Raw genomic sequence first — 23491 nt, forward strand, 5'->3', positions numbered from 1 at the left:
GTTCCCTTCCTCCGGTGATCTTCTATTCGGAACAGCTATTTAGGCGGCCTGCATATTCCAAAATATCCCGCTCGATCCTGGTCGCCGGTTTACGCAGCTCGTCCGCTGTGAAATGGATATAGCCCTGCGTCACGTCAGCACTGCGCAGAGTGCGGTGGTTCATCAGGCGCTTGATGGTGTACTGGCCGACCTCGGCCAGTTCGGCCACGGTGCCAAAGGTGCGGCGGGCATCGTGGCATTTGAACTCGAGCGGCGGCAGGCCGTCCGGGTTTGGGTGGGGGACGGTGGCGGCGCAGATCTTGGCAATGACCCGGCGCGGCTCATGAATAGGACGATCAGGGTTGCGGCCGGGAAATACGAATAGGCTCTGTTTGAGGTTCCAGTGCCAGCGGCGGCGGAAGATGGTGAGCAGGGTTTCGGTGATCGGCAGTTCCAGCGGGTCGCCGTTCTTGGTCTTATCAATCCAGAAGTAACCGCCGCTCATACTGACGCGATCCCAGGTGAGCTGGAACACTTCGGAGCGGCGCAAGCCGGTAAACAGTGCCATGTCGATGGCATCGCAGACGGTGGCGGTGGTGTCGTCTCGCCAGTCGATGGCGTATTGCCTGACCTGTTCCACCGCATCCAGCCAGCGCCGGAGTTCGTGAGTGCGGATCCGGTCATTGCGTCTGGGGTTATTGTGCCAGAGGCGCTTGCTGCTCAAGACTTCGGTCGGAGGTTCGGGCAGCATCACCCGATCATTGGCATCCCGGTAATGGTCGCGGGCAAAGCGCCACACGGCCCGCAGGGTACGCGCCCAGCGGTCGGCCTGTGCCTTGCTGCCCTTGCCGGTCCCCGCCTTGCGAAACTCACGGGCCGCGCCATGCCAAGAGCCGGGCAAGCCCTCGGTGATGGCCTTGTGCCGTACCTCGATCTTTTCCCTGGTGAGCTTGAGCAAGGAGATCGTCATCCAGTCGCCGGAGTAGTTGTTGAGATCGGCGCGGTAGTGCTTGGCTGTCTCCGACCTGATCCGATCCCCTCGGCTGGCAAGGTAGGCATCAATGGCTTCGCCCAGGGTGACCTTCAATTTGTCCTGCTCACGCCGGATCACGTTGGGGTTCTGGCCGGTCATGGCCACATCGCCCAGGATCTCCAACGCCTTGGCGCGGGCCATGTCGATGGTCAATGCCGGGTAGCGGCCCAAGGTCGCCCTGATAAAGCGTCCCTCTTTCCTCTTGGCCACGCTAAACGACTTGCTCCCAGTGGCCCCGACCCGGAGCCTCAGCCCCTGCACCATGGCATCACAGTACTCGACCTGCTTCCCCTCTGGAGCGGGGGACAGTGCATCGATCGTGGCCTTGGTGAATTTGAACGCTTTCATCTTCCTCCCACAAAACAGGCCAGCCAGAGGAAGGGCAGGCAAGACAGGTCTTGTAACCTCTGTAACCTCAATATTTAAACCCTATGCGACCTTTTTTGGCCCAAGGGGGGGAGTGGCGTTTGCTGCTCCTTTCCCTGGCTAGCCGCTCTTGGCCGACCAATCGATCCGGGTATCCTAGAAATCGATTGGTCGAAAAAGGATACGTATAGGATACGTCAGAGGGAGAATATGGGGGAAGAGTGGGGAAGGTCATAAAATGAGCATATTGGTCTAAGGTATTGATTTATATAACATCACACACTGTACGTAAATACAGTAAAGAGCCTTTTTCCCACGCTCATAATCGATTGGTCGCCCGTTCAAGTCGGGCAGGGGCCACCAAATCCAGACAACGCCGCTCATCATGAGCGGCGTTGTCGTTTCTGGCGCTTACCATCGCCGATCCAGATCGGTGGCGTAGAGCGCCATGGCGCGTCGATAAGGGATCAGATCGGGAGCGGCTGTCGTCTCAGCCAGCACCGCCAGCAGGCTCTCCATTCCCTCCTTGTGGCGCCCCAGGTTGTAGCAAACCATGGCGCGAAATACCTTGAACTCATTGGCATTCGGGAAGCAGGCCAGACCCTGCTCGAAGGCTGCCAGCGCCTCCGGATACTGTCCTGTGGTGCGATAAGAGCTGCCAAGGCCGAGCCAGGCTCCGCGTAGCGCCTCACCCATCAGCCCCAGTGCGATGGCCCGTTGATAGAGGGGGATCGCTTGTGCCTCTCGCCCCAAGTTATCGTGCAGGCCAGCCACTTCGTAATGCAGCTTGGCGTCTTGCGGACGCTCTGCGAGCTGAAGCAGGCCGTGTTGACGAGCCTCTTCGATCCGTCCCTCGGCTTTCAGATTTTGTAGCTGTTCCATATGCGCTCCTGCATGGGAATGTCGACTCAGTATGCCTGCGAGTCGGCGACCGGGAAATGACAGAGGGCGCGCTATCGTGTGGGGGCAAGGGGCAGTTGAGATGGCCCCACATGAGCAGGGCCTCCTGCCCGGATGGGAAGGAGGCCCTGCTGGTTGGTAGCAACCTGAAAGCGTCGCAACCCCTTGGGGTTTACTGGGCGTTCAGGCTGTAGGTCAGGGTTTGATCGTTGAAGCGGACCACATAGGCTCCCACCACCGGGGTAGTGATGTCGGCACCGGTCAGCTCGGCGACGCCATCCTTGTTGGTATCCCCGTAGTTCTGGCTCCAGTCACCCTTTACATCGAACTTGAAGCGCTGGTTGGTCTGGCCATCGAAGGTGACTCGTGCTTCCCACTGATTGTCGGCGACCAGGGTCATGGCAAGAACACCCCAGCCGTTCGGGGTACCGCGAAAGTGCAGGGTCGGCAGCTCGCTGGTGTAGGCGCCACTGCCGTCGGTCACGTGCACGGTCGCGCTGACACTGGCTGTTAGCCCTTCTGTATCGGTGACAGTGACTGTCACTGTGCGGGAACCCAGGGTATCGAACTGGACAGTCTCTGTCTTGCCGATGCCACCGGTGGACCAGCTGTAACTCGCAACACCGGCATCATCGGTGGAGCCTGAGGCGTCAAACACCAGGCTCTCACCCAGCTTGACGCTGGGTTTTTTGGGCGAGATGACCGCAACTGGCGCCTGGTTATTGCTCAATGCAGTGACTGTGTAGCTGAGATCGCTCTCCTTGAGGGCGATACGATACTGGCCTGCACCATTGAAGTAGATATCCCTGGTGCGGCCCTTGTCGGCAATGCCGTCCCCTTCGTTATCACCGTAGTTCTCGGTCCAGTTGCCAAACACATCGAACTTGAAGCGCTGGGCACCGCTGGTGTCACCGGCGCCGGTGAAGTTGATGATGGCCGACCAGATGCGGTTGTCATCCACCTGCATTGCCGTGTTGCCCCAGGCATTATGAGTACCGCGCAGGTTCAGGCTGCTGAATCGGTTACCCGGTATGACGCCACCGCAAGGGGCTGCTTTGGTACAGCTGGCCAGGATGGCGGCGGCCTTCATGCCGGCGAGGTTCAGGCCAGCCTTGCCGCTGCCATCGACCTTGATGTAGGCGCCGCTGCAGTAATCATTGCCACTCAGGATGTTGCAGTACTCGCCAGCTGGCAGTCCGGTCTGGACTGAGGCCACCAGGTTGCCGCTTTCGTTGTTGATGGCGACGAAACCTTTGTTACCCCGACTGAAGGCAATCTGGTTGTTGCCGTTATCCCACCAGTTGTTGACCGGCAGATCCTTGGTCTGGTTGTGGAACATGGCCATGTTCATGATCTGTGGACGGCGTTGTTCACAGTTCCACTGGGTATCGGAGCAAGGTGTGCTGCCGGGGGCGCCCTTGTCGGTTTCGTAGGTACCCATGTTCTCGAAGCGATATCCCGACATTACCTGCTTCCAGCCATAGGGCCAGGCCATCATGAAGACGTTGGCCAGCTCATAGCGGGCACCGTTCATGAAAGTGAGCATGCCGCCGCCACCGTGACCGCGCTCGCGGTCGTGGTTGACCACGAAGATGAAGGACTTGTCGGAAGGGAGCAGGCCCCAGCTCTCTCCCAGGGTCTTGAGATTCTTGATCTTGCCATTGAAGTTGGCCGCGAGATCGGTGCCGTACTTGAACTCGGTGACTGTGTCTATATGGGTGTAGCGATTGGGCTGGATCTCGGCGGATTCACCACCTGCACCGATCACTTCCAGATAGGCTTTTGGGGAGCCTGCCTTGACGAGGATGGCCTTCACATCGGCAGGGGCCATGTGTTTGGCCGCGTCAACCCGAAAACCCGCAACTCCCCAACCGAGCAGGGTCTTCATATAGGTGGCAATCTGATCCTGCACATAGGGCGACTCGGTTTTCAGGTCCGGCATCCCGTAGAGCGCGCCATTCCAGACGTTGTTGCTGTCGCCGTAGTTGGTGATGTCACCGCTATGGTGGAAGTCGTTGTAGCCGAACTGGGGATACTGATATTGCCCCGAGTTGTAGCTGCCGCCGCCGGTGGCGGTTCCCGTGCCCGATGCCAGCTGGTTGAAGACGGCATCGGCGTAGATCTTGACCCCGGCGGCGTTACAGCGGGCGATCATGCTCTTGAGCTCCGCCTCGTTGCCGCCATGGCTGTTGAAATTTTTGAAGCTGACAGGTTGATAGACGGTCCACCAGACCTGGCTTCCTTGCTTGTGCTCGGCAGGCGGCGTGATCTGAACGCTTCCGAATCCCTTGGGGCCGAGGACATTCTCGCACTCGTTGGCGATGTCGTTGAACTTCCATTGGAACAGGTGAACCATGACGCCTTCGGCGGTGGCAGTGTGGCTGAATGAGCTCAGGACCGCAGTGAGCATGGCAGTTTGAAACAGGGTGTTGTGCATGACGATTTTCCCTTCGATTTTGCTGTTATTGATGTATCACTGTCGGAATTTCGAACGGACAACGAACAATCCTCGTTCGGCTCAGTAGCATCAATGAAATCGATCTGGTTGAAAATCAAACAATTTTATTTAGTTAATAATTGTGAATGAAAATGCTTTCATGCGCTGTTCGAACGGTTATCGATGACAAGGTACGGGGCTTCCAGCATCAGAATCATCCGGTATCGACACTGGTGTTAAGCAGGGAAAGGATGACTGGGTATGCAGGTGGGAGTATGCCGATGCAGCATGGCCGCATCTAAATGGTGTCGGGATACGGGCACCCGGGGAGGATGCCCGTCTGGATCAAGAGTGCGGCTCTTGCCGGACTGTTGCGGTCCGCTGGCGCATCGGCAACATGCGAGCCACCAGGTTGCTGCGCTGACGCCAGGAGGTGAACGCCAGGGCCGTCAGGTGCAGAGCAATCAGCCCCTGCAGCGCCCAGGTACACCAGACGTGCCAGTCATCGGCACCCAGCTCAAACCCCGTCTCCGTGTTCTGGAACCAGCCGCTACCTGCGGTGGCCAGTACGGCCAGCCAGAGCGCCCATACTGCCAGCTTGCCGCTGCCATGATGACCGGGGGCGGCCGGAGCTCGTTCCCGCAGCTCCACGGCCTGCTGGCGAAAATCTTCCCGGCTCGGGATCAGGGCTCGCAACCGGGCATGGTCTTTGGCGAAAGAGAGTCCCCACAGCAGGCGCAGGACAATCAGTGCCATGGCTGCGTACCCCAGCCATTCATGCCATTCCTCCCCGGCTTCGTTGAGCCAGAGATTGCCGATACAGGCAGCCGCCACACCCCAATGGGTGAGGCGGACCAGACTATCCCAGTGAAAGGGATCAGCCTTTTTGCTTGGCATATTTGTGGTACTCCTTCTTCAGGTCATTGACCTTGGCCAGGTGCTCGCGCGCCTTGGCCTCGTCACCTGCCTTGAGGGCGGCCAGGCTGGCATCCAGCTCGCTCTGTACCTCGTTCATGCCTTCCAGGAACTTCTCTTTCTTGGCGGTTGGCATGTTCTTCTGCTTGGCGACGTCGAGCTGAGCCTTCATCTCGTTGATGTGCTTCTCCATGGTGGCTGCATCGTCAGCTTTGACAGCCTGCTTGTAGTTGAAGCCGATCTTCTTCATCGGCTGTTCCAGATCACCCGCCATGGCAGGCAGGGTCATCAGGCCAAACATCAGGGGCAGCAACAGGGGGCGAACAGTTTTCAACATGGAATTTCCTTATTGGACGACATTGCGGTTTCTTATGGCACTCTTTTGAGTGCGGTTAATTTAACATGATGCCATGAAGATTGGGCAATTGTATGAAGAAAGTACGACCAATTGTGACCAAGTGTGTCCATTGTGCTGATCACATGTAGCTCGCCGAATGGCACCTGGTTTGTCAGACGATGGACGTTGGCGAGGGGAGGAATAGCGACATCACAACCCCGTTGCTGGTAGTCGGGCTGTGCCGGGCAGAAAAAAGGGCCCGCAGGCCCTGATGATCATGATGGTGGCGAAGGCGGGAATTACTGCTCCTGCTCGCGCTCTATGGCACGCCAGCCGATGTCCTTACGGTAGAAGATGCCATCCCACTTGATGCGACCAGCAAGCTGATAGGCGCGTTGCTGCGCCTCGGCAACCGTGTAGCCCAGCGCGGTGGCGCACAGCACGCGGCCACCCTGGGTCAGGCTGGTATCCCCTTCCAGTCGGGTCCCGGCATGGAACACCTTCTCACCGGCCACTTCATCCACCGGCAAGCCGCTGATGGGGTGATTGCTGCTGTAGTCGCCAGGATAACCACCCGCTGCCAGCACAACACCGATGGCGGCGCGAGGATCATAGATGGCCTCTTTCTGATCCAGCTTGCCTTCGCAGGCTGCTAGGCAGAGTTCCACCAGATCGGACTGCATCCGCAGCATGATGGGCTGGGTCTCGGGGTCGCCGAAGCGGCAGTTGAACTCGATCACCTTGGGGTTGCCCTGGCCATCGATCATCAAGCCGGCGTAGAGGAAGCCGGTGTAGACATTGCCTTCGGCCGCCATGCCACGCACGGTTGGCATGATCACCTGCTCCATCACCTTGTTGTGCACCGCATCGGTGACCACGGGTGCGGGGGAGTAAGCGCCCATGCCGCCGGTATTGGGACCTGTGTCGCCATCGCCGACCCGCTTGTGATCCTGACTGGTGGCCATGGGCAGCACATGCTCGCCATCCACCATGACGATGAAGCTTGCTTCTTCCCCGTCCAGAAACTCTTCGATCACCACACGGGCACCGGCATCGCCGAATGCATTGCCGGAGAGCATGTCACGCACGGCGTCTTCCGCTTCTTGCAAGGTCATGGCGACGATCACGCCTTTGCCTGCCGCCAGACCATCGGCCTTGATGACGATGGGAGCACCCTTCTCACGCAGATAGGCGAGCGCAGGCTCCACCTCGGTGAAGTTCTGGTAGTCGGCGGTCGGAATGGCGTGACGGGCCAGGAAATCCTTGGTGAAGGCCTTGGAGCCTTCCAGCTGGGCGGCGGCGGCGGTTGGGCCAAAGATAGGCTGACCGGCGGCGCGGAAGGCATCGACCACCCCCTTCACCAGCGGGGCTTCAGGTCCGACTATGGTGAGACCGACCTGTTTCTCTTTGGCAAAGGCCAGCAGCCCTTCGATGTCGGTCGCCTCGATGGCGACGTTCTCGACGCCAGGCTCCAGCTGGGTGCCCGCATTGCCCGGTGCGACGAAGACGTGGTGCACCAGTGGAGAGTGTTTGGCCTTCCAGGCCAGGGCGTGTTCACGACCGCCGTTGCCAATGATCAGTACTTTCATCGTATCGCTCGCTTCTATTTGTGGTAACCGGCTCGGCTCGCAGATGGCGCGTCGCCGGTTGAAAATAGTCAGTTGAAAAGAGACAACAAAAGGGTCGCCAGCGGCGACCCTGACTCATCAGTGACGGAAATGGCGCATGTTGGTGAACACCATTGTCATGCCATGTTCGTCGGCGGCGTCGATCACTTCCTGATCGCGCATCGAGCCACCTGGCTGGATGACGCAGGAGATACCGGCGGCCGCAGCGGCATCGATACCGTCACGGAACGGGAAGAAGGCATCGGACGCCATGACGGAGCCCGCTACTGTCAGCCCTTCATCCTCGGCTTTGATGCCGGCGATCTTGGCGGAGTAGACCCGGCTCATCTGGCCGGCGCCGACGCCTATGGTCTGGCCCTCTTTGGCGTAGACGATGGCGTTGGATTTGACGAACTTGGCCACTTTCCAGCAGAACAGCAGATCTTTCAGTTCGGCTTCGGTTGGCTGGCGCTTGCTGACCACTTTCAGGTCACCCTGCGTCACCATGCCGAAATCCCGCTCTTGTATCAGCAGGCCGCCGTTGACGCGTTTGAGGTCAAACCCCTGGGCCGGTGCAGTCCACTGGCCGCACTCGAGCAGACGAACGTTCTGCTTGGCGGCGACTACATCGCGAGCTTCCTGGCTCACGCTCGGGGCAATGATCACTTCCACGAACTGGCGCGCGACTATGGCGGCTGCGGTAGCCCCGTCCAGTTCGCGGTTGAAGGCGATGATGCCGCCAAAGGCGGAAGTGGGGTCGGTCTGGTAGGCGCGATCGTAGGCAGTCAGCAGGTCATCGCCGATGGCCACGCCACAGGGGTTGGCGTGCTTGACGATGACGCAGGCGGGCTCACTGAACTCTTTCACGCACTCCAGCGCCGCGTCGGTATCGGCGATGTTGTTGTAGGAGAGCGCCTTGCCCTGCAGCTGGATGGCGCTGGAGACAGAACCCGGGGTGGCATGCTCCTCGGCATAGAAGGCGGCAGCCTGATGGCTGTTCTCGCCGTAGCGCATGTCCTGCTTCTTGATGAACTGGCTGTTGAAGGTGCGCGGGAAGCGAGACTCGGCATCACCCTCCTTGTTGTCGCCATAAGAGGGCACCATGGTACCGAAGTAGTTGGCGATCATGCCGTCGTAGGCGGCAGTGTGCTCGAAGGCGGCAATGGCAAGGTCAAAACGGGTAGCCAGTTTGAGGCTGTTGCCGTTGGCATCCATCTCGGCGATCACGCGTGCGTAGTCGGCTGCCTTGACCACGATTGCCACGTCTTTGTGGTTCTTGGCGGCGGAGCGCACCATGGTCGGGCCGCCGATATCGATGTTTTCGACTGCATCGGCCAGGGAACAACCGGCTTTGGCCACGGTAGCGGCAAAGGGGTAGAGGTTGACGACAACCATGTCGATGGGGTAGATATTGTGCTGGGCCATGATGGCGTCATCCTGATCCCGACGGCCGAGAATGCCGCCATGAACCTTGGGATGCAGGGTCTTGACCCGACCATCCATCATTTCAGGGAAACCCGTGTAGTCGGAGACCTCGGTCACCGGCAGACCCGCGTCGCCGAGCAGCTTGGCGGTGCCGCCAGTGGAGAGCAGGGCCACGCCACGTTCGTTGAGTGCCTTGGCAAATTCCAGGATGCCAGTCTTGTCAGACACACTCAGCAGTGCACGGCGAATGGGTCGAGCTTGTTCCATCACACTATCGTCCTCAGCATGCGGGAACTTCTATGGCAGGCAAGCGCACTGGGTCGCACCAAACACAGAGAGTCCCCAAATAAATGTAAGTGGGGGATTTCGCAAACCACTCTCGCCTGAAAGACCCGTTTCTGGCAAAAGCGTTTTAGGAAATGCCCGCTTGACGCGACGCTCTCTTGTGGGCGCGTATTCTACACAAAAAATGTGACCTGTGGTGGATTTTTTAAAGTGACAAAGCCTTGCCTGGTGCGGTGTTAAACGTTTTCTGGTTGTTTTTTGTGAAACGTTTGTCTTTTCAGTGTTTTGATGAAAAAAAAGCGGCGGACTCACCTTTTGCTTGCCCCTTTCCTGCCCTTGGCTGGCAATCAAGGGGCAAAGGGGCGATAGTAGGTTCCGGTTTTTTCGAGTGGCAAACCAGAAGGGAGACAGGGCATGTATCGGATCGGTGAACTGGCCAAGGCGTGCGGGGTAAAGGCGGATACCCTGCGCTTTTACGAGAAGAACGGCCTCATCTCGCCGGGGATCCGCAACGAGTCCGGCTACCGCCTCTACGGCGAGCAGGACAGGCGGCGGCTGGAGTTCATCATTCGTGCCAAGTCGGTGGGCTTCTCCCTTGCCGACATAGGTGAGCTGCTTGATCTCGACACCCACAAGGCCAACGTGACCTGTCAGGAGGTGAAGGCGGTGGCCGACACCAAGCTGGCCCAGGTGGAGCAGAAGATCGTGGAGCTGACCCGCTTTCGCGAAAATTTGCGCGAGCTCTCCAACATTTGCTGCGGCGGCCCGCGCTCGGCGGAGCACTGCGCCATCCTGGAAGTGCTCGAATCTGGCGTCCCCGCCCAGCATGAGCATCACGCCCACGCTCATGAATAAACCCATTGACCCGACAGCGGTTGCTGGTGGCGAGCATCCAGATAGCGCCGTATCAGCCGTTTGCGCACAGAGGCAAACATCATGATGACAAGACCCGAAGTCACCGTCTTCCTGGCTATTTCCCTTGATGGCTTCATCGCGGGGGAGGCCCACTCGCTCGACTGGTTGACGCCTTATTCCTCCGATCCCCCCGATGAAACCGGGTTCAATGCGCTGATGGAACATAGCGATACGCTGCTGATGGGGCGCAATACCTATGATGCTATCATGGGGTTCGGCGTCTGGCCCTATGACGGGCTGACAGTCAGGGTGATGACGCACAATCCCGTCGAGCCTCGCTATCAGGAGCAATTTGTCAGTGGTGAACTGAGGCTGGTACTGGCCGCGCTGTGGGATCAAGGGGCCCGTCATGTCTATCTGGATGGCGGCAACCTGGTACGTCAGGCACTGCAGGCCGACCTGGTCGATACGCTGACCCTGTCCAGCGTCCCGGTGCTGCTTGGCAAAGGCATTCCGCTGTTCGGAACTGATATCCCGGTGAGTCATTGGCATCCAGCTCAGGTGAAGACGCTGCCAAGCGGGATTGTTCAGGTGAGTTACCAGCGCAAGCAAGGGGGCTGATCAGTTTGCCAGGATGCCATTGTGACGGCGGCGATTTGGTGACAAAATCGCTGCGTTTTTGACCTGGGCCACAGGGCCTGCAGAGAAAACCGCAATACAGCCAATAACGAGAGAGAAGAGAAGGAGCCACTATGGCCAAGAGAAGGGTTGATGAGCCCGTCATCGTGCAGGATATCGCTGCTCAGGCAGGCTATGCCCACAGGCGCGGGGAGATAAAGGATAACCACTTGCAAGCCCTGCTCACGGATCCGCTGTTTCGCAGCCGGGTCGAGCAAAACAAGAAGGGCAAGGGGAGTTACCAGCGCAAGGCCAAATATGGCAAGCGGTGGGAGCCCGGCCAACAGCAGATGAGACGCGTCTGCTGCTGAGCGGGTTTCTGCCATAGGCAGGATTCAAAACAATCAGGGCGCCAATGGCGCCCTGATTGTTTTATGGAGAAAACGGCTCGCCAATACTTGGCTCACGACCTGTCGCGAGAAACAGTCAACAAGGTGAAGAGCAGCGCAGGAACCGGAGCGTATAGGCATACGTGAGGATTCCGAGCAGCGCATGAGCCTTGATCACGGTTTCGCAGCAAGATCGTGAACAAGTTTTTACTCGTCCATAAAGAGTTCCAGCAGCACATTCAGGTAACGATGGCCGAGGGCGGTGAGCTGCCAGCAGTCACCCAGATCTTCGATCAGCTCCTTGGTCTGGGCAATCGCGAGCATAGTCTCCACCCGCTCCAGGCCCAAGCCGGTATAGGCCTCGAACTCCGCCTTGGGGGCCGGCTCGAATAATCTGAACCGATTCATGAAATACTCCAGCGGCAGTTCATCCTCGGTCACCTGCCACTGCTTGTCCAGGTAGGGGCGGGCGGGATCCAGATAGCCTTTCGGGTGCTTCACCTTGGCGCTGCGCAGTATCTGGCCGCTAGCAAGGTCCGTCATCTTGCCGTGGGCGCCGCAACCTATCCCGAGATAATCGCCGAAGCGCCAGTAGTTGAGGTTGTGGCGGCACTGATAGCCCGCTTTGGCATAGGCCGAGATCTCGTACTGCTGATAGCCCCGGGCGGTGAGCATGGCATGGCCCTGCTCGTAGATGTCCCACAGGGTGTCATCCTCCGGCAGCCGTGGTGGCTTGGAGGCGAACGCCGTGTTCGGCTCTATGGTGAGCTGATACCAGGAGAGATGCGGCGGCGCGCAGTCGATGGCCTGTTGCAGATCATAGAGGGCGTCGTCCAGGCTCTGATCCGGCAGGCCGTGCATCAGGTCCAGGTTGAAGGTGGGAAGCGCGATGGCGTGGGCCAGCGCAGCGGCCTTGCGGGCCTCTTCGGGGCCGTGGATGCGACCGAGCCGGGTCAATTTTTCTTGCTGGAAGCTCTGCACCCCGATGGAGATGCGGTTGATGCCTGCCTGCTTGAAGCCTGCGAACTTGTCAGCCTCCACAGTGCCCGGGTTGGCCTCCATGGTGATCTCGCAATCCGGCGTCAGGGGGATGCGAGCACGCACCCCGTCCAGCAGGGTCTGCATGGCCTCTACCGTCAGCAGGCTGGGGGTGCCACCGCCGATAAAAATGGAGGAGAGCGGACGCCCCTGGGCCCACTTCAGATCCAGATCCAGATCCTCCAGCAGAGCGGCCACATACTCGAGGTGGGGCAGCTCCCCTTTCTGGGCGTGGGAGTTGAAGTCGCAGTAGGGGCACTTCTGGACGCACCAGGGCACATGGATATAGAGGGAGAGGGGCGGCAGTTGCAGCATGGGGCTTCCAATAATCAAAAATAAAAACGGGGGCTGACGGCCCCCATTGTAGATGACAATGCTTGATTGGCGAGAGGCGGCGAACTCAGTGAGTCGCAGCCAGAGCGGCTTTCAGCTTGGTCAGCGCCTGGCCGCGATGACTCAGCTGGTTTTTCAGCTCGCTCGGCATCTGGGCCGAGGTGCAGTCATGGTCGGGGACAAAGAACACGGGATCATAGCCAAAGCCGTGCTGGCCGCGGGGCTCGTCGATGATCATCCCCTCCCAGCTCGCCTGGCAGATGATGGGAGTAGGATCGTCGGCGTGACGCATGTAGACCAGCACGCACCAGAAGCGGGCACTCTTGAGATAGTCGGGGGCACCCTTGAGCTCGGCCAGCAGCTTGTCGATGTTCTCCTTGTCGCTGGCACCGGCGCCTGCAAAGCGGGCGGAGTAGACGCCGGGGCGACCGTGCAGCAGATCCACTTCCAGTCCCGAGTCGTCGGCGACGGCGGGCAGACCTGTGATGCGGGCGGCGTGACGGGCCTTGATGATGGCATTCTCGACGAAGGTGGTGCCGGTCTCGTCGGCATCAGGCACAGCAAACTCGCTCTGTGGGATCACCTGGATCTTCATATCGGCCAGCATGGTGGCCAATTCCTTCACCTTTTTCTGGTTCCCTGTTGCCAGGACAAGCTTGTTCATCGAGCACCTCCGCAAAAATAATCTGCGCATTCTATGCGGGGCACGCCTTGAGTAAAAGCGCCAATTGCCCTCAATACCTCCGAGGCTTGCCACTACTTTGATCACGGTGGAGGTGCAAATAACATGCATGTTTCCGTATAGGAATAACCAAAGTGATTAAATACCATTTCAATTCATTACTGTGAGTCAGTAGACTCGCGCCCCAATCGATTTTCCGTAAGCCATGAGGTGACTGATGCCATTGATTCTTCTGCTTGTACTACTGGTGCTGTTCAGTCCGCTGGCCATCGACATCTACCTGCCCGCCATTCCGCAGATGGCCGAGCAGCTAGGTGCCGAAGTGACACTGATGCAGGGTACCATCACCTGGTTTCTGTTCAGCATGGGGCTGGGTCAGCTGCTGGTGGGGCCGCTCGCAGACCGTTATGGCCGCAAGCCCATCGCCCTGGGCGGTGTGCTGCTCTATGGCCTGAGCGCCCTGGCGGCCGGCTTTGCCGCCAGCCTGGGTGAGCTGATGCTGGCGCGGGTGCTGCAAGGCTTCGGCGCCTGTGCCACCTCGGTCGCCGCTTTTTCTGTGGTGCGTGACAGCTATGGTCCCAAGAAGAGCGGCCAGATGATCTCCTATCTCAATGGCGCCATCTGCTTTATTCCTGCGCTGGCGCCGCTGCTGGGGGGTTGGCTCACCGCCAAGGCGGGCTGGTCTGCCAACTTCTGGTTCATGGCAGGTTACGCAGCCATCGTCGGCAGCTGGCTGCTGTGGCGGATGCCGGAGACCCGCCCGGGCGAGACCAGCAGCAGTGGTCCGCTCATCAACTGGTCCCGCTACAGCCCTGTGCTGCGCTCTCCCAGCTTCCTGTTCAACGCCTGTCTGTGCATGTTGGCGATGGCGGTGATCCTGGCCTATGTCACGGCCGCCCCTGTGCAGTTGATGGTGAAACTGGGGCTGGATATGAGCGGTTTCAGCTACTGGTTCACGGCCAATGCGGCGCTGAACATCCTCGCCTGCTTCCTGGCACCCCGTTTCATCGCCAGAGTCGGGCCGAGACGCACACTGCGCATCGGTCTGCTGGTGATCACACTGTCAGCCATGGCGCTGACCCTGGTGCAGCATATCGATCACCCGCTGGCCATGATGGGGCCCGTGTTCTTCTCCAGCATCGGCTTTGCCATGGTGCTGGGGGCTGCGGCTGGCATGGCACTGGCACCGTTCGGCCACTGTGCCGGTACGGCAGCGGCCCTGCTCGGCCTGTTCCAGATGAGCGGCTCCGGCGCCTTGGTGGGGATCACGGGCTGGTTGATGCCGGATCCGCTCAACCAGTTGGCGTTGCACATGTGGCTGCTATTGCCGCCATTGCTGTTGTTGCTGACCCGTCAGGGCCGGCGCTTGTGTTTGCAATAAATCCTGTGCTCTGATGGGCACACTCAGGGGGCCATGAGCCCCCTGTTCTTTTTGCAGGCGACATCTCGCCTGACTCTCATGACACACAGACCCGTGGAGAAAACCGGATGAGCCAGACTCTCAACGCCGCCCTGGTGGGCTATGGCTTTGCAGGCAAGACCTTTCACGCCCCCTTCCTGACCAGCACCCCGGGCCTCTCCCTCGGTTGGGTCGTGAGCCGGGATGCGGCCAAGGTGCAGGCCGATCTGCCCGGTTGCCGGGTTGGCTCGCTGGAAGAGGTGTTGGCCGACAGCGCTGTTGATCTGGTGGTGATCGCCACCCCCAACGACACCCATGCCCCCATTGCCCGCCAGGCGCTGCTGGCCGGCAAGCACGTGGTGATCGACAAGCCGTTCGCGCTGGATCTGGCCGAGGCAAAGGCGCTGGTTGAGCTGGCCGGGAAGCAGCAGCGGCTGCTCAGCATCTTCCACAATCGGCGCTGGGACGGGGATTTCCTTACTGTGCGCCGTCTGCTGGCGGAGGGGGGCCTGGGGCAAATTGCCCAGTTCGAATCCCACTTCGACCGCTATCGCCCCGAAGTGCGCCAGCGCTGGCGCGAAGCGGGCGGCCCCGGCTCGGGACTCTGGTTCGATCTTGGTCCTCATATTCTGGATCAGGCGCTGCAACTGTTTGGCCAGCCCGACTGGCTGCAGGCGGACTTGGCCCTTCAGCGGCCGGGTGCATTGAGCGATGACTACTTCCACGTGACACTGGGCTATGGCGAATTGAGAGTGATATTGCACGGCAGCTGTCTGGTGTCGGCCACCATGCCTCGCTCCGTCATTCACGGCAGTGAAGGATCCTTCATCAAGTTCGGCATGGACGTGCAGGAAGATCAGCTCAAACTTGGCAAGCGGCCCCCGGCGGCCCCCGGCGGCCGACTGGGGTCTGGATGGTGAGCCCGGTCAGCTCAGCCGTATCCGGGAGGGGCAGTTGCAGCAAGAGACAGTGGCTGGTGAGGCAGGGGATTACGGTGCCTACTATCGCGGTGTTTGCGCAGCCATCCTGGGGGAGGGAGAGAATCCCGTTCCGGCCAGTGAGGCATTGGCCGTGATGGCGCTGCTGGATCTGGCCCGTGACAGCCACCAGCAGGGGAAACGGCTGGTTTGTCAGAATTTGTCTGATTGATACTTCTGTCGTGGGTATCATTCGGCCAGATGCAATCACCATTTACTGCCAGTGAATACGCCATTCTTGGTGGTTTATTATACTAACTGACGGCTTGGTGAGTGTTTTGTGTTAATTTTTTTCGTTGTAGTAGTTCTTTTCATCCAGCCAACGAGAAAATATCATTGTGATACTCGTTTCCATTGGCCGCGTATGGGGATATATTTCGCGCGCCTCTTGGCTCCCGGCCTAATGGGTTTCTAACCGGGTGAAAGGACGCACTGTGATGGTTGAATGAACCATCTCTCCATATTTTTTTGAGGGTATGCACATGAACAAAGTACTGGTAGCCGGTATCCTGGGTCTGATGTTGACCGCCTGTGGTCAGAAAGAAGAAGCCGCTGCTCCGGCTGCGACTCCGGCCGCCGACGTTGCTGCAACTGTTGAGAAAGCCGCTAGCGAAGCCACTGCTACTGTAGAGAAGGCTGCTTCCGAAGCGACTGCAACTGTTGAGAAAGCTGCTGCTGACGTAGCCACCAAGGCTGAAGCCGCAGTGAGCGATGCCAAGGCCAACTAAGCCTGCACCTCATCTGAAGACGGGCCCGGAGTTACCTCCGGGCCCGTTTTTTTATGGCCTGATCAGACGGCTGGATTGATCAGTGCTGTCAGTATGTGATCTTCCCAGCGGCCATTGATCATCAGATAGTCCCGGGCATAGCCCTCCCGCTCAAAGCCAAGGTGCTCGAGCAGGGCGGCGCTGCACAGGGTGATTGACTGGCATATGGCTCGCTTTATGGCGCTAGACCGCGGGGTTGAGCCAGGCGGTGAGAACATGATCCTCCCAGCGGCCATTGATCATCAGGTAATCCCGGGCATAGCCTTCCCGCTCAAAGCCAAGGCGCTCGAGCAGGGCGGCGCTGCGCAGGTTGGCTGGCATATAGCTTGCCATGACGCGGTGCAGGCCGTGTTCCCGAAACAGATAGGCTATTCCGGCACCGACCACCTCTTGCATCAGACCCTGACCCTCATGGGCTTTATCGACGGCATAACCGAGGTGACAGGCCTTGAACATGCCCATCATGATGTTGGTGAAGTTGCAGGTGGCGATCACCTGCTCGCCCTTGGGGTCGAGCGCCACCAGATGGACGGCGCTGCCGTTGAAGAACTGGCCATAGCTGTCGCGCAATCGACCATGCCAGTGACTCAGGGTATAGAAGCTCTCGTCACGGCTGGGTTCCCAGGGGGTGAGGTGAGCGCGGTTGCGCAGATAGAAATCCAGCATCAGGTCGGCCCGTTCGGGCGGCAGAACAGTGACTCGGGTACGGGTCGTGCTGAGGTGTGGTAGTGCCATCAAGGTTCCCTCTGTGGATTCATGAGCATGGTGCCGGCCGCTGGGGACCGGGCAGCCTGCGCCCATCAGTGATCCCGTTGTCTTAGCCAGTCATCGCGCAGCAGACCGTAGTGGACGTGATCCACCACCCGATCTGCCAGCCGCTCGGCCCGCCGTGTGATCCCCTCCTGCTGCATGCCGAGTCGCTCGCACACCGCCCGGCTCGGCTCGTTCTCTACCGCCGCGCTTATCTCGACCTTCTCCATCCCCATCTCTTCAAAGGCGTGATGGATCAATGCCTGACAGGCGCGGGTGATGATGCCGTTGCCCTGCCAGCGTTCCGCCAGCCAGTAACCTATGGTGACCTTGGCCAGCGCCTGATCGATCTGGTTGTAGCCGATGACGCCAACCACTTCCCCCTGATATTCGATGGCGGTGGTCAGCCCCTCACCCCGGGCAAATTTCTCGATGGCGTGGCGGATGAAGGTGGCGCTGTCAGCCGGCTGCTGTATGTAGGGGGGCCAGGGCAGCCACTGGGTGAGGTAGTCGCGGTTCTCCCGGCACAGGCCGAAAAGTTCGCTGGCCATGTCGGGCTGCAAAAACAGCAGCGCCAACTCGTCGTCCAGTTGCCATGAAAACATCCTTACCTCCCACCCGAACTAGGCCTTTGCTGGCCGCCAAACAGCCAATGTAGCCAATCAACCCCTTGTGCGCCAAGGACTTTCATCCTCTCGCCTGCGTCCGCTATCCCCATATGGAGGGGCCCATATGCGGGGTTGTTCGAGGCCTTGCCATTCTCCGCCCTTTTTCAGCGCGATTCACTACTTCTGGTTTTGTTTTCGCTACTGAACAGGTGTAACAGCAGATCCTGCTACGGGTTCATGCTGCTCTGTCACATATGACAGGCAGCAATTTTGATCTCGACAACTAGTGTAGGAACGCCGGGCAACGGATCCGGCGTGTAACCTTCATCGACCTAAGGAAAGACGAGATGAACAAAGTGTATTTGGCCGTGGTATTGGCCTGCTGGGGAAGCGCAGCCTTGGCTGCAGAACAGGTAGAAGTGCATCAGGTCGCGGGTATTCAGGGGGCACCGAGCGGCGCTGCCGGTGTCAGCGCTCTGGCCGGGGATGGCGAGTTTCGTCAGGTACGGGTAGTCAAGTTGCCCAATGGCCAGCAGCGGGTTCGCTATGAGCAAACCTGGCGCGGCATTCCGGTTTGGGGTCAGGTGCTGGTAGCCGAACAGTCTCTCGGTGGGCAGATAAGCCAGGTTTCCGGCCAGATGTTGCGCCAGATTGATGCCGACGTGGCGAGCCCGACCGCTGCCCTGTCGCCGGTTGACGCTGCTGGCAAGGCCCGTGCCGGGGCCAAGGGCAGCAACGAGCGGGTCAAGCTGTTCGTGATGCAGGATGAGGCAGGTCAGGCCGTCTGGTTTATCTGGTCTCCTGGCTGGCGGCAAGCGAAGAGCCGAGCCGTCCCTTCGTGGTGATCGATGCCCAGAGCGGCGCCGAACTCAAGCGTTGGGAGGGGATTAACCACAAGGATGCCACAGGCCCGGGTAGCAACATCAAGACTGGCAAGTACTTCTATGGCGCGGACTTCGGCCCCCTGCTGGTGGATGACAGCTGCCGCATGACCAGCCCGAACGTGGATACCATCAACCTCAATCACGCTACCTCGGGTGGCGCCGTGCACCAGTTCACTTGCCCGGAGAACACGGTCAAGGAGATCAATGGCGCCTACTCGCCGCTCAACGATGCCCACTACTTCGGCAATGTTGTGTTCAACATGTATCGCAACTGGTACAACACGGCGCCGCTCAACTTCAAGCTGAAGATGCGGGTGCACTACAGTCGCAACTATGAAAATGCCTTCTGGGACGGCAGCCAGATGACCTTCGGGGATGGAGCTACCACCTTCTATCCGCTGGTGAGCCTGGACGTGGCGGCCCATGAGGTGAGCCACGGCTTCACCGAACAGAACTCGGGGCTGGTCTATTCCGGTCAGTCAGGTGGCATCAACGAAGCTTTCTCCGACATGGCGGGGGAAGCGGCCGAGAACTACATGAAGGGCAGCAACGACTGGCTGGTGGGGGCCCAGATCTTCAAGGGCAACGGCTCCCTGCGCTACTTCGAGGATCCAACCCGGGATGGCAGCTCCATCGGTCATGCCAGCGATTACTACGATGGCATCGACGTGCACCACAGCTCGGGCGTCTACAATCGGGCCTTCTACCTGCTGGCCAACACCAGTGGCTGGAACACCCGCAAGGCATTCGAAGTGTTCGTGCTGGCCAACCGCCTCTACTGGGGCGCCAACACCACCTACGATCAGGGTGCTTGTGGCGTGACCAAGGCGGCCACAGACCTGGGCTACAGCCTGACCGACGTGGCGGCAGCCTTTACCACTGTCGGGGTCAACGCCTCCTGCGGTACCACGCCGCCACCGAGCGGCAGCGTGCTGCAAAACGGGGTACCTGTGACCGGGCTCTCCGCCGCCAAGGGTGGCAAGGTGAACTTCACTATCGATGTGCCGGCCGGCAAGAGCCAGCTGGTGGTCGCCAGCAGTGGCGGCACAGGTGATGCGGATCTCTACGTCAAGTTTGGTTCGGCTCCGACCAGCACCAGCTATGACTGCCGTCCTTACAAGGGGGGTAATGCAGAGACCTGTACCCTGAACTCGCCCAAGGCGGGTACCTGGCATGTACAGCTGAGTGGTTACAGCGCCTTTTCGGGAGTGACCCTCAAGGCAAGCTACTGATCTTGAGCTATGTGATTGAGTGTTTGGCGCCGGACTTGTCCGGCGCTTTTTTATGCAGATTTGCCCGACCAGCGCCGGGCAAGGGCTCTGGCTGCCTCCAGCACCCGCTCCTTGGCAGGATTGGGCCGCTTGCCGCTACGCCAGGCCATCATCACGTCCCAGTGATCCGGCGGCAGGTCCATCACATCCAGCTGGACCAGGCGGCCAAACTCCAGATCCCGGCTGATGGCGAGTGCCGGCATCAGTGTGATGAAGCCGTGCTCCAGCGCTGCGCTGGCGGGCTGAATGGCGTGCAGCGGGCTCGTTACCTGACGCAGCAGCCGCAGTTGCAGGATCAGCTCGTCACAGCCGATGCCCCACTGCTGGGGTGCCAGCCGCTCGTTGGCGATATCCTGCAGGGTTAAACCTTGTCTTCCTGCCAGCGGATGGGTGGCGCAGGCCACCGCTATGATGGGGGAGCGGTAGAGCAGTTCGAGCTGGATACCGGCTATGGCGGGGCACTTGAGGATGAAGCCGACGTCGGTCTCCCCGGTCAGCAGCTCCTGCATTATGATGCCGGAGTGATCCGTGTTGCAGCGGATCTCGAATGCTTCGTCTACCAATGCCAGCAACAGGGGGCCAAATACCACTGTGGTCAGGGAGGGCAGGCAGGAGAGCTTGATGCGCGGCAGGGCCGGTGCTCCCTGCATCGCCAGGCGTCCCCCTTCCAGTGCACTCAGAGCTGCCGCCGCCGCAGGCAAAAACTGCTCGCAAGCCGGAGTGGGCGTGGCTCCGCGTCTGTGGCGGCGAAACAGGGGCTGCCCCAGCGCCTGCTCCAGTACGGCGATCCGCTGGCTGACCATGGGTTGCGACCAGCCACGAATGGCTGCCGCTTTGCTGAAGCTGCCGCGATTGACCACATCCAGTAGTAATTGCAAGTCATCCAGGGTCATAGCCATAACGTAATCCAATATGAAATATAGCCAGTTGTCGGCTACCACTATATCTGGCGCCCTTCCAGAATAGCAGTATCAATTGTTGCGAATTGGCATATTGCCATGTCGGGTCAGAGGGTTGCAGTTACCCTTTGCCCGATTTGACGACGGTGTCATCCGGGCGATGAGACGAGCGAGTTGGATGTCATTAGCAAAGCAGGGGTCAGGCAGTCATGGTGGAGCGGGCGAGGCGGTTGGGGCGGTGGTTTTTGGCGTTGGATTCCCTTTTGGTGATCCTGGGATTTTTCGTGGTGATGCCCATGATCAGTCTGCGCTTCGTGGATCAGCAGGGCTGGGCGGCCGGGATAGTCGGTCTGGCGCTGGGGTTGCGCCAGCTGACCCAGCAGGGATTGGGGGTGCTGGGGGGATCGCTGGCAGACAAGTTCGGTGCCCGGCCACTCATAGTGGGGGGCATGCTGTTGCGGGCCGCGGGGTTTGCCAGTCTGGCCTATGCCCAGAGCGGGCTTGAACTGATCCTCTCCTGCATCATCTCGGGGCTGGGCGGTTGCCTGTTCGATCCACCCCGTGCCGCCCTGGTGATCAAGTTTACCCGCCCGCGTCAGCGGGGCCGTTACATCTCCTTGCTGATGATGCTGGAGAGCGCCGGCGCCGTGGTGGGGGCCCTGCTTGGCAGCTGGCTGCTCAACTTCGACTTCGAGTATGTCTGCCTGCTGGGGGCGGGTCTGTTTGTCTGTGCGGCCCTGTGCAACTTGCTGATCCTGCCCCCCTACAAGCTCTCGCAGCGGCCGACGCCTATCCGGGCCGGTCTCGGCCAGGTGCTGGCGGACAAGGCCTTCTGCCGGCTGGTGCTGATCCTGAGCGGTTACTACGCGCTCTGGGTGCAGGTGATGCTGATTTTCCCCATTCTGGTCAAACAGATGGCGGGCACCACCACTGCAGTAGGCTGGATGTATACCCTGGAGACCGCCATCTCGCTGACGCTGCTCTATCCGCTTGCCCGCTATGGGGAGAAGCACTTCAAGCTGGAAAATCGCCTGATGGCGGGTGTGCTGCTGATGACAACCGGGATCGGGCTGGTGGCGTTTGCCACTACGCTGCCCGCCGTCTTCGTATTGCTGGCCTGCTTCTATCTGGGGATCGTCATCGCCGAGCCGGCGCGAGAGACGCTCATGACCAAGTTGGCACAGCCGGGGGCACGTGGCAGTTACATGGGATTCAGCCGGCTGGGGCTGGCGCTCGGCGGCATGACGGGATACGTGGGGGGCGGGGCCCTGCATGACTACGCCAATGCCCAGGGGCAGCCCTGGTTACCCTGGCTGGTGCTGGGAACGGTTGGCGTGACTACCTTGTTGCTGCTGGTGAACTGCTTTCACCGCGAACCGAGTCTGGCGCGGGTCAACATCTGACAGGCAATAAAAAACCGGCCGCAGTGCGGCCGGTAAAATACAGTAGGCAATTCAGGGAAGACTTAGAAGTTGTACTGCAGGGCCACGGCGACCACGTCGTCGGTGTTCTTGCCGAGCGAGTTGGTGTGGGTACCGTTGACGTTGTCCAGCAGGTTGATCTTGTAATCAACATAGGCATTGAAGTTGTCGGTGAAGTTGTACCAGGCACCGATGGAAACATATTCGGTGGCGGTATCGTCAATGCCGCGGGCATTGTCTTTCACGTCGGTACGCAGGTAGGCCAGAGACGGCTTGAACTTGCCGAAGGTGTACTGGGCCACGGCTTCGTAGCCATCCATCTTCTCGGCGTAGCCGTTGTTGACGAACAGGTGGTCTTCGCCGTGGGAGTAGGTAGCGGCCAGGTAGAGGTCACCGGCTTCGTACTTGGCACCCACACCGTACAGCTTGGCATCGCGGTCGCCACCGAAGGCAGCGTTGTCAGCCTGCTCGTCGGTCTTGCCAGCCTGGTTGTAGGCGGCACCCAGACTCAGACCCATGTCGAAGTCATAGTTGGCGGACAGGGCGAAACCTTCAGCAGACCCTTCTGAATTCCAGGTGCTGTTCGGACCGGTCATCTCGGAACGGCCAGCGTTCTGCGGATCGTTGTTGCCGGTGAACTGGGCACCCAGGGTCAGACCCTGATAGGTGTAGATGTACTGAGCCAGACCGTTGGTGCGGCCGGTGCCGAATACTTCGGTGTCTTTACCCAGGCCATCACCACCCCATTCCGGCAGCACGTCTGTATAGTTGTTCACCGCCTTGGTGAACAGGCCATCCTGACGACCATAGCTGAAGGCACCGAAACGATCGTGCTTGATACCGGCGAAGGCATAACGCAGTTCGTCGTTGTCAGAACCGGACACCGGCAGGTTGTACTCGGCAAAGCCGAAGGCGGTTAGCTCGTTGTCGATCTTGGTTTCGCCGGCAACGTGCAGACGGAAGTAGCTCTGATCACCCTCGGAATCCTTGTTGTCGGTACCGTAGTACATGCCTTGAGCACGGCCACCTATCTCGAGTTTGGTGTCGTTCTGGTCATAGACGGTCGCGGCTTGGGCGCCGCCGGCCAGCAGCACGCTGGAGATGGCCATAGTCAATGCTGTCTTCTTCATCGTTTTTTCCTCTGTGTAAACAATGTCGGACCTGTGCTCGGTCCTGCAGGATCGGTTGCTGTTCCGATGGCCCAGAGTAGATCTGTGAACCTTGATAGGAACTGAAGCGGTCGAGGATTAATTGGCGGAGAAAGGGAAAAACGAGGAATAAAAAACGGCCCAATGAGGGCCGTTTGAGTTTTTATG

Annotated in this window: 21 protein-coding genes and 2 pseudogenes; 9 read left to right on the top strand and 14 right to left on the bottom strand. The window is 59.6% G+C overall.

Annotated features, from left to right (window positions below; genetic code table 11):
• Positions 1-22 precede the first annotated feature (22 nt).
• The 7 genes from AXW79_RS03180 to purH form a co-directional block, all read right to left on the bottom strand.
• On the bottom strand, positions 23-1360 hold the full coding sequence (locus tag AXW79_RS03180) for a site-specific integrase (RefSeq protein WP_011899063.1): 1338 nt from the start codon (positions 1358-1360) through the stop codon (positions 23-25).
• Between the two features lie 429 nt (positions 1361-1789).
• Positions 1790-2260 carry a tetratricopeptide repeat protein gene (locus AXW79_RS03185; RefSeq protein WP_005318924.1) on the bottom strand — a complete coding sequence of 157 codons (471 nt, stop codon included), beginning with the start codon at positions 2258-2260 and terminating at the stop codon, positions 1790-1792.
• Between the two features lie 190 nt (positions 2261-2450).
• A complete protein-coding gene (locus AXW79_RS03190) occupies positions 2451-4715 on the bottom strand; it encodes an alpha amylase C-terminal domain-containing protein (protein ID WP_005318926.1) in 2265 nt (754 codons plus the stop codon).
• A 345-nt stretch (positions 4716-5060) separates the two neighbouring features.
• On the bottom strand, positions 5061-5612 hold the full coding sequence (locus AXW79_RS03195; protein WP_005318928.1) for a cytochrome b/b6 domain-containing protein: 552 nt from the start codon (positions 5610-5612) through the stop codon (positions 5061-5063).
• A complete protein-coding gene (locus AXW79_RS03200; protein WP_005318930.1) occupies positions 5593-5967 on the bottom strand; it encodes a cytochrome b562 in 375 nt (124 codons plus the stop codon). The genes AXW79_RS03195 and AXW79_RS03200 overlap by 20 nt, the downstream gene beginning before the upstream one ends.
• 299 nt (positions 5968-6266) lie before the next feature.
• Positions 6267-7556 (bottom strand): phosphoribosylamine--glycine ligase, encoded by a 1290-nt coding sequence (gene purD, locus AXW79_RS03205; RefSeq protein ID WP_005318932.1) that lies wholly within the window; start codon positions 7554-7556, stop codon positions 6267-6269.
• A 117-nt stretch (positions 7557-7673) separates the two neighbouring features.
• Positions 7674-9266 carry a bifunctional phosphoribosylaminoimidazolecarboxamide formyltransferase/IMP cyclohydrolase gene (purH, locus tag AXW79_RS03210; RefSeq protein WP_005318934.1) on the bottom strand — a complete coding sequence of 531 codons (1593 nt, stop codon included), beginning with the start codon at positions 9264-9266 and terminating at the stop codon, positions 7674-7676.
• Between the two features lie 432 nt (positions 9267-9698).
• Here purH and zntR point away from each other — a divergent pair, with 432 nt between their 5' ends.
• From zntR to AXW79_RS03225, 3 genes are all read left to right on the top strand, one after another.
• Entirely contained in the window at positions 9699-10139 is a 441-nt protein-coding gene (zntR, locus tag AXW79_RS03215; RefSeq protein ID WP_005318936.1) for a Zn(2+)-responsive transcriptional regulator, read from the top strand.
• An 81-nt stretch (positions 10140-10220) separates the two neighbouring features.
• Positions 10221-10760 carry a dihydrofolate reductase family protein gene (locus AXW79_RS03220; RefSeq protein ID WP_005318938.1) on the top strand — a complete coding sequence of 180 codons (540 nt, stop codon included), beginning with the start codon at positions 10221-10223 and terminating at the stop codon, positions 10758-10760.
• A gap of 131 nt (positions 10761-10891) precedes the next feature.
• Entirely contained in the window at positions 10892-11128 is a 237-nt protein-coding gene (locus AXW79_RS03225) for an alternative ribosome-rescue factor A (protein WP_005318940.1), read from the top strand.
• A gap of 225 nt (positions 11129-11353) precedes the next feature.
• Here AXW79_RS03225 and hemW read toward each other — a convergent pair whose 3' ends face one another.
• Together hemW and rdgB are read right to left on the bottom strand one after the other, a co-directional pair.
• Positions 11354-12499, bottom strand: coding sequence for a radical SAM family heme chaperone HemW (gene hemW, locus AXW79_RS03230; RefSeq protein WP_005318942.1), 1146 nt, complete (start codon positions 12497-12499; stop codon positions 11354-11356).
• A gap of 85 nt (positions 12500-12584) precedes the next feature.
• Positions 12585-13181, bottom strand: coding sequence for an RdgB/HAM1 family non-canonical purine NTP pyrophosphatase (rdgB, locus tag AXW79_RS03235; protein ID WP_005318944.1), 597 nt, complete (start codon positions 13179-13181; stop codon positions 12585-12587).
• A gap of 235 nt (positions 13182-13416) precedes the next feature.
• Here rdgB and AXW79_RS03240 point away from each other — a divergent pair, with 235 nt between their 5' ends.
• The 3 genes and pseudogenes from AXW79_RS03240 (at position 13417) to AXW79_RS03250 (ending at position 16303) form a co-directional block, all read left to right on the top strand.
• Entirely contained in the window at positions 13417-14580 is a 1164-nt protein-coding gene (locus tag AXW79_RS03240) for a multidrug effflux MFS transporter (RefSeq protein WP_005318946.1), read from the top strand.
• Positions 14581-14687: 107 nt separating this feature from the next.
• Positions 14688-15747: pseudogene (locus AXW79_RS03245) on the top strand (oxidoreductase).
• Positions 15748-16057: 310 nt separating this feature from the next.
• Positions 16058-16303, top strand: coding sequence for a hypothetical protein (locus AXW79_RS03250; RefSeq protein WP_005318949.1), 246 nt, complete (start codon positions 16058-16060; stop codon positions 16301-16303).
• A 62-nt stretch (positions 16304-16365) separates the two neighbouring features.
• On the opposite strand, the pseudogene AXW79_RS24185 reads toward AXW79_RS03250, so the two are convergent.
• The 3 genes and pseudogenes from AXW79_RS24185 to AXW79_RS03260 form a co-directional block, all read right to left on the bottom strand.
• A pseudogene (locus AXW79_RS24185) lies at positions 16366-16485 on the bottom strand (30S ribosomal protein S5 alanine N-acetyltransferase); the annotation flags it as partial.
• A gap of 40 nt (positions 16486-16525) precedes the next feature.
• Positions 16526-17077: a GNAT family N-acetyltransferase gene (locus tag AXW79_RS03255; protein ID WP_005318952.1), complete on the bottom strand. Its 552-nt coding sequence runs from the start codon at positions 17075-17077 to the stop codon at positions 16526-16528.
• Between the two features lie 65 nt (positions 17078-17142).
• Positions 17143-17697: a GNAT family N-acetyltransferase gene (locus AXW79_RS03260; RefSeq protein ID WP_005318955.1), complete on the bottom strand. Its 555-nt coding sequence runs from the start codon at positions 17695-17697 to the stop codon at positions 17143-17145.
• A gap of 521 nt (positions 17698-18218) precedes the next feature.
• Between AXW79_RS03260 and AXW79_RS24100 the strand changes: the two genes are divergently transcribed.
• Both AXW79_RS24100 and AXW79_RS03265 read left to right on the top strand, forming a co-directional pair.
• The gene (locus AXW79_RS24100) at positions 18219-18545 is read left to right on the top strand and encodes a hypothetical protein (RefSeq protein WP_376903020.1); all 327 of its coding nucleotides are present in this window, start codon (positions 18219-18221) and stop codon (positions 18543-18545) included.
• Positions 18539-19816 (top strand): M4 family metallopeptidase, encoded by a 1278-nt coding sequence (locus tag AXW79_RS03265; protein WP_376902990.1) that lies wholly within the window; start codon positions 18539-18541, stop codon positions 19814-19816. Before AXW79_RS24100 ends, AXW79_RS03265 begins: the two co-directional genes overlap by 7 nt.
• A 50-nt stretch (positions 19817-19866) precedes the next feature.
• Here the strand turns inward: AXW79_RS03265 and AXW79_RS03270 are convergent, their stop codons facing one another.
• The gene (locus tag AXW79_RS03270) at positions 19867-20754 is read right to left on the bottom strand and encodes a LysR family transcriptional regulator (RefSeq protein ID WP_005318957.1); all 888 of its coding nucleotides are present in this window, start codon (positions 20752-20754) and stop codon (positions 19867-19869) included.
• A 209-nt stretch (positions 20755-20963) separates the two neighbouring features.
• Here AXW79_RS03270 and mdtH point away from each other — a divergent pair, with 209 nt between their 5' ends.
• Positions 20964-22157, top strand: coding sequence for a multidrug efflux MFS transporter MdtH (gene mdtH, locus AXW79_RS03275; protein ID WP_011899059.1), 1194 nt, complete (start codon positions 20964-20966; stop codon positions 22155-22157).
• A gap of 62 nt (positions 22158-22219) precedes the next feature.
• Here the strand turns inward: mdtH and AXW79_RS03280 are convergent, their stop codons facing one another.
• Entirely contained in the window at positions 22220-23305 is a 1086-nt protein-coding gene (locus AXW79_RS03280) for a porin (RefSeq protein ID WP_005318963.1), read from the bottom strand.
• Positions 23306-23491: the final 186 nt, after the last annotated feature.

The organism is Aeromonas salmonicida subsp. salmonicida, assembly GCF_001643305.1.
Taxonomy (GTDB): domain Bacteria; phylum Pseudomonadota; class Gammaproteobacteria; order Enterobacterales; family Aeromonadaceae; genus Aeromonas; species Aeromonas salmonicida.

Excerpts from the sequence above, each read along its gene's own strand:
- AXW79_RS03180 (WP_011899063.1), bottom strand. The coding sequence starts at position 1,360 with ATGAAAGCGTTCAAATTCACCAAGGCCACGATCGATGCACTGTCCCCC.
- AXW79_RS03185 (WP_005318924.1), bottom strand. The coding sequence starts at position 2,260 with ATGGAACAGCTACAAAATCTGAAAGCCGAGGGACGGATCGAAGAGGCT.
- AXW79_RS03190 (WP_005318926.1), bottom strand. The coding sequence starts at position 4,715 with ATGCACAACACCCTGTTTCAAACTGCCATGCTCACTGCGGTCCTGAGC.
- AXW79_RS03195 (WP_005318928.1), bottom strand. The coding sequence starts at position 5,612 with ATGCCAAGCAAAAAGGCTGATCCCTTTCACTGGGATAGTCTGGTCCGC.
- AXW79_RS03200 (WP_005318930.1), bottom strand. The coding sequence starts at position 5,967 with ATGTTGAAAACTGTTCGCCCCCTGTTGCTGCCCCTGATGTTTGGCCTG.
- purD (WP_005318932.1), bottom strand. The coding sequence starts at position 7,556 with ATGAAAGTACTGATCATTGGCAACGGCGGTCGTGAACACGCCCTGGCC.
- purH (WP_005318934.1), bottom strand. The coding sequence starts at position 9,266 with ATGGAACAAGCTCGACCCATTCGCCGTGCACTGCTGAGTGTGTCTGAC.
- zntR (WP_005318936.1), top strand. The coding sequence starts at position 9,699 with ATGTATCGGATCGGTGAACTGGCCAAGGCGTGCGGGGTAAAGGCGGAT.
- AXW79_RS03220 (WP_005318938.1), top strand. The coding sequence starts at position 10,221 with ATGATGACAAGACCCGAAGTCACCGTCTTCCTGGCTATTTCCCTTGAT.
- AXW79_RS03225 (WP_005318940.1), top strand. The coding sequence starts at position 10,892 with ATGGCCAAGAGAAGGGTTGATGAGCCCGTCATCGTGCAGGATATCGCT.
- hemW (WP_005318942.1), bottom strand. The coding sequence starts at position 12,499 with ATGCTGCAACTGCCGCCCCTCTCCCTCTATATCCATGTGCCCTGGTGC.
- rdgB (WP_005318944.1), bottom strand. The coding sequence starts at position 13,181 with ATGAACAAGCTTGTCCTGGCAACAGGGAACCAGAAAAAGGTGAAGGAA.
- AXW79_RS03240 (WP_005318946.1), top strand. The coding sequence starts at position 13,417 with ATGCCATTGATTCTTCTGCTTGTACTACTGGTGCTGTTCAGTCCGCTG.
- AXW79_RS03250 (WP_005318949.1), top strand. The coding sequence starts at position 16,058 with ATGAACAAAGTACTGGTAGCCGGTATCCTGGGTCTGATGTTGACCGCC.
- AXW79_RS03255 (WP_005318952.1), bottom strand. The coding sequence starts at position 17,077 with ATGGCACTACCACACCTCAGCACGACCCGTACCCGAGTCACTGTTCTG.
- AXW79_RS03260 (WP_005318955.1), bottom strand. The coding sequence starts at position 17,697 with ATGTTTTCATGGCAACTGGACGACGAGTTGGCGCTGCTGTTTTTGCAG.
- AXW79_RS03270 (WP_005318957.1), bottom strand. The coding sequence starts at position 20,754 with ATGGCTATGACCCTGGATGACTTGCAATTACTACTGGATGTGGTCAAT.
- mdtH (WP_011899059.1), top strand. The coding sequence starts at position 20,964 with ATGGTGGAGCGGGCGAGGCGGTTGGGGCGGTGGTTTTTGGCGTTGGAT.
- AXW79_RS03280 (WP_005318963.1), bottom strand. The coding sequence starts at position 23,305 with ATGAAGAAGACAGCATTGACTATGGCCATCTCCAGCGTGCTGCTGGCC.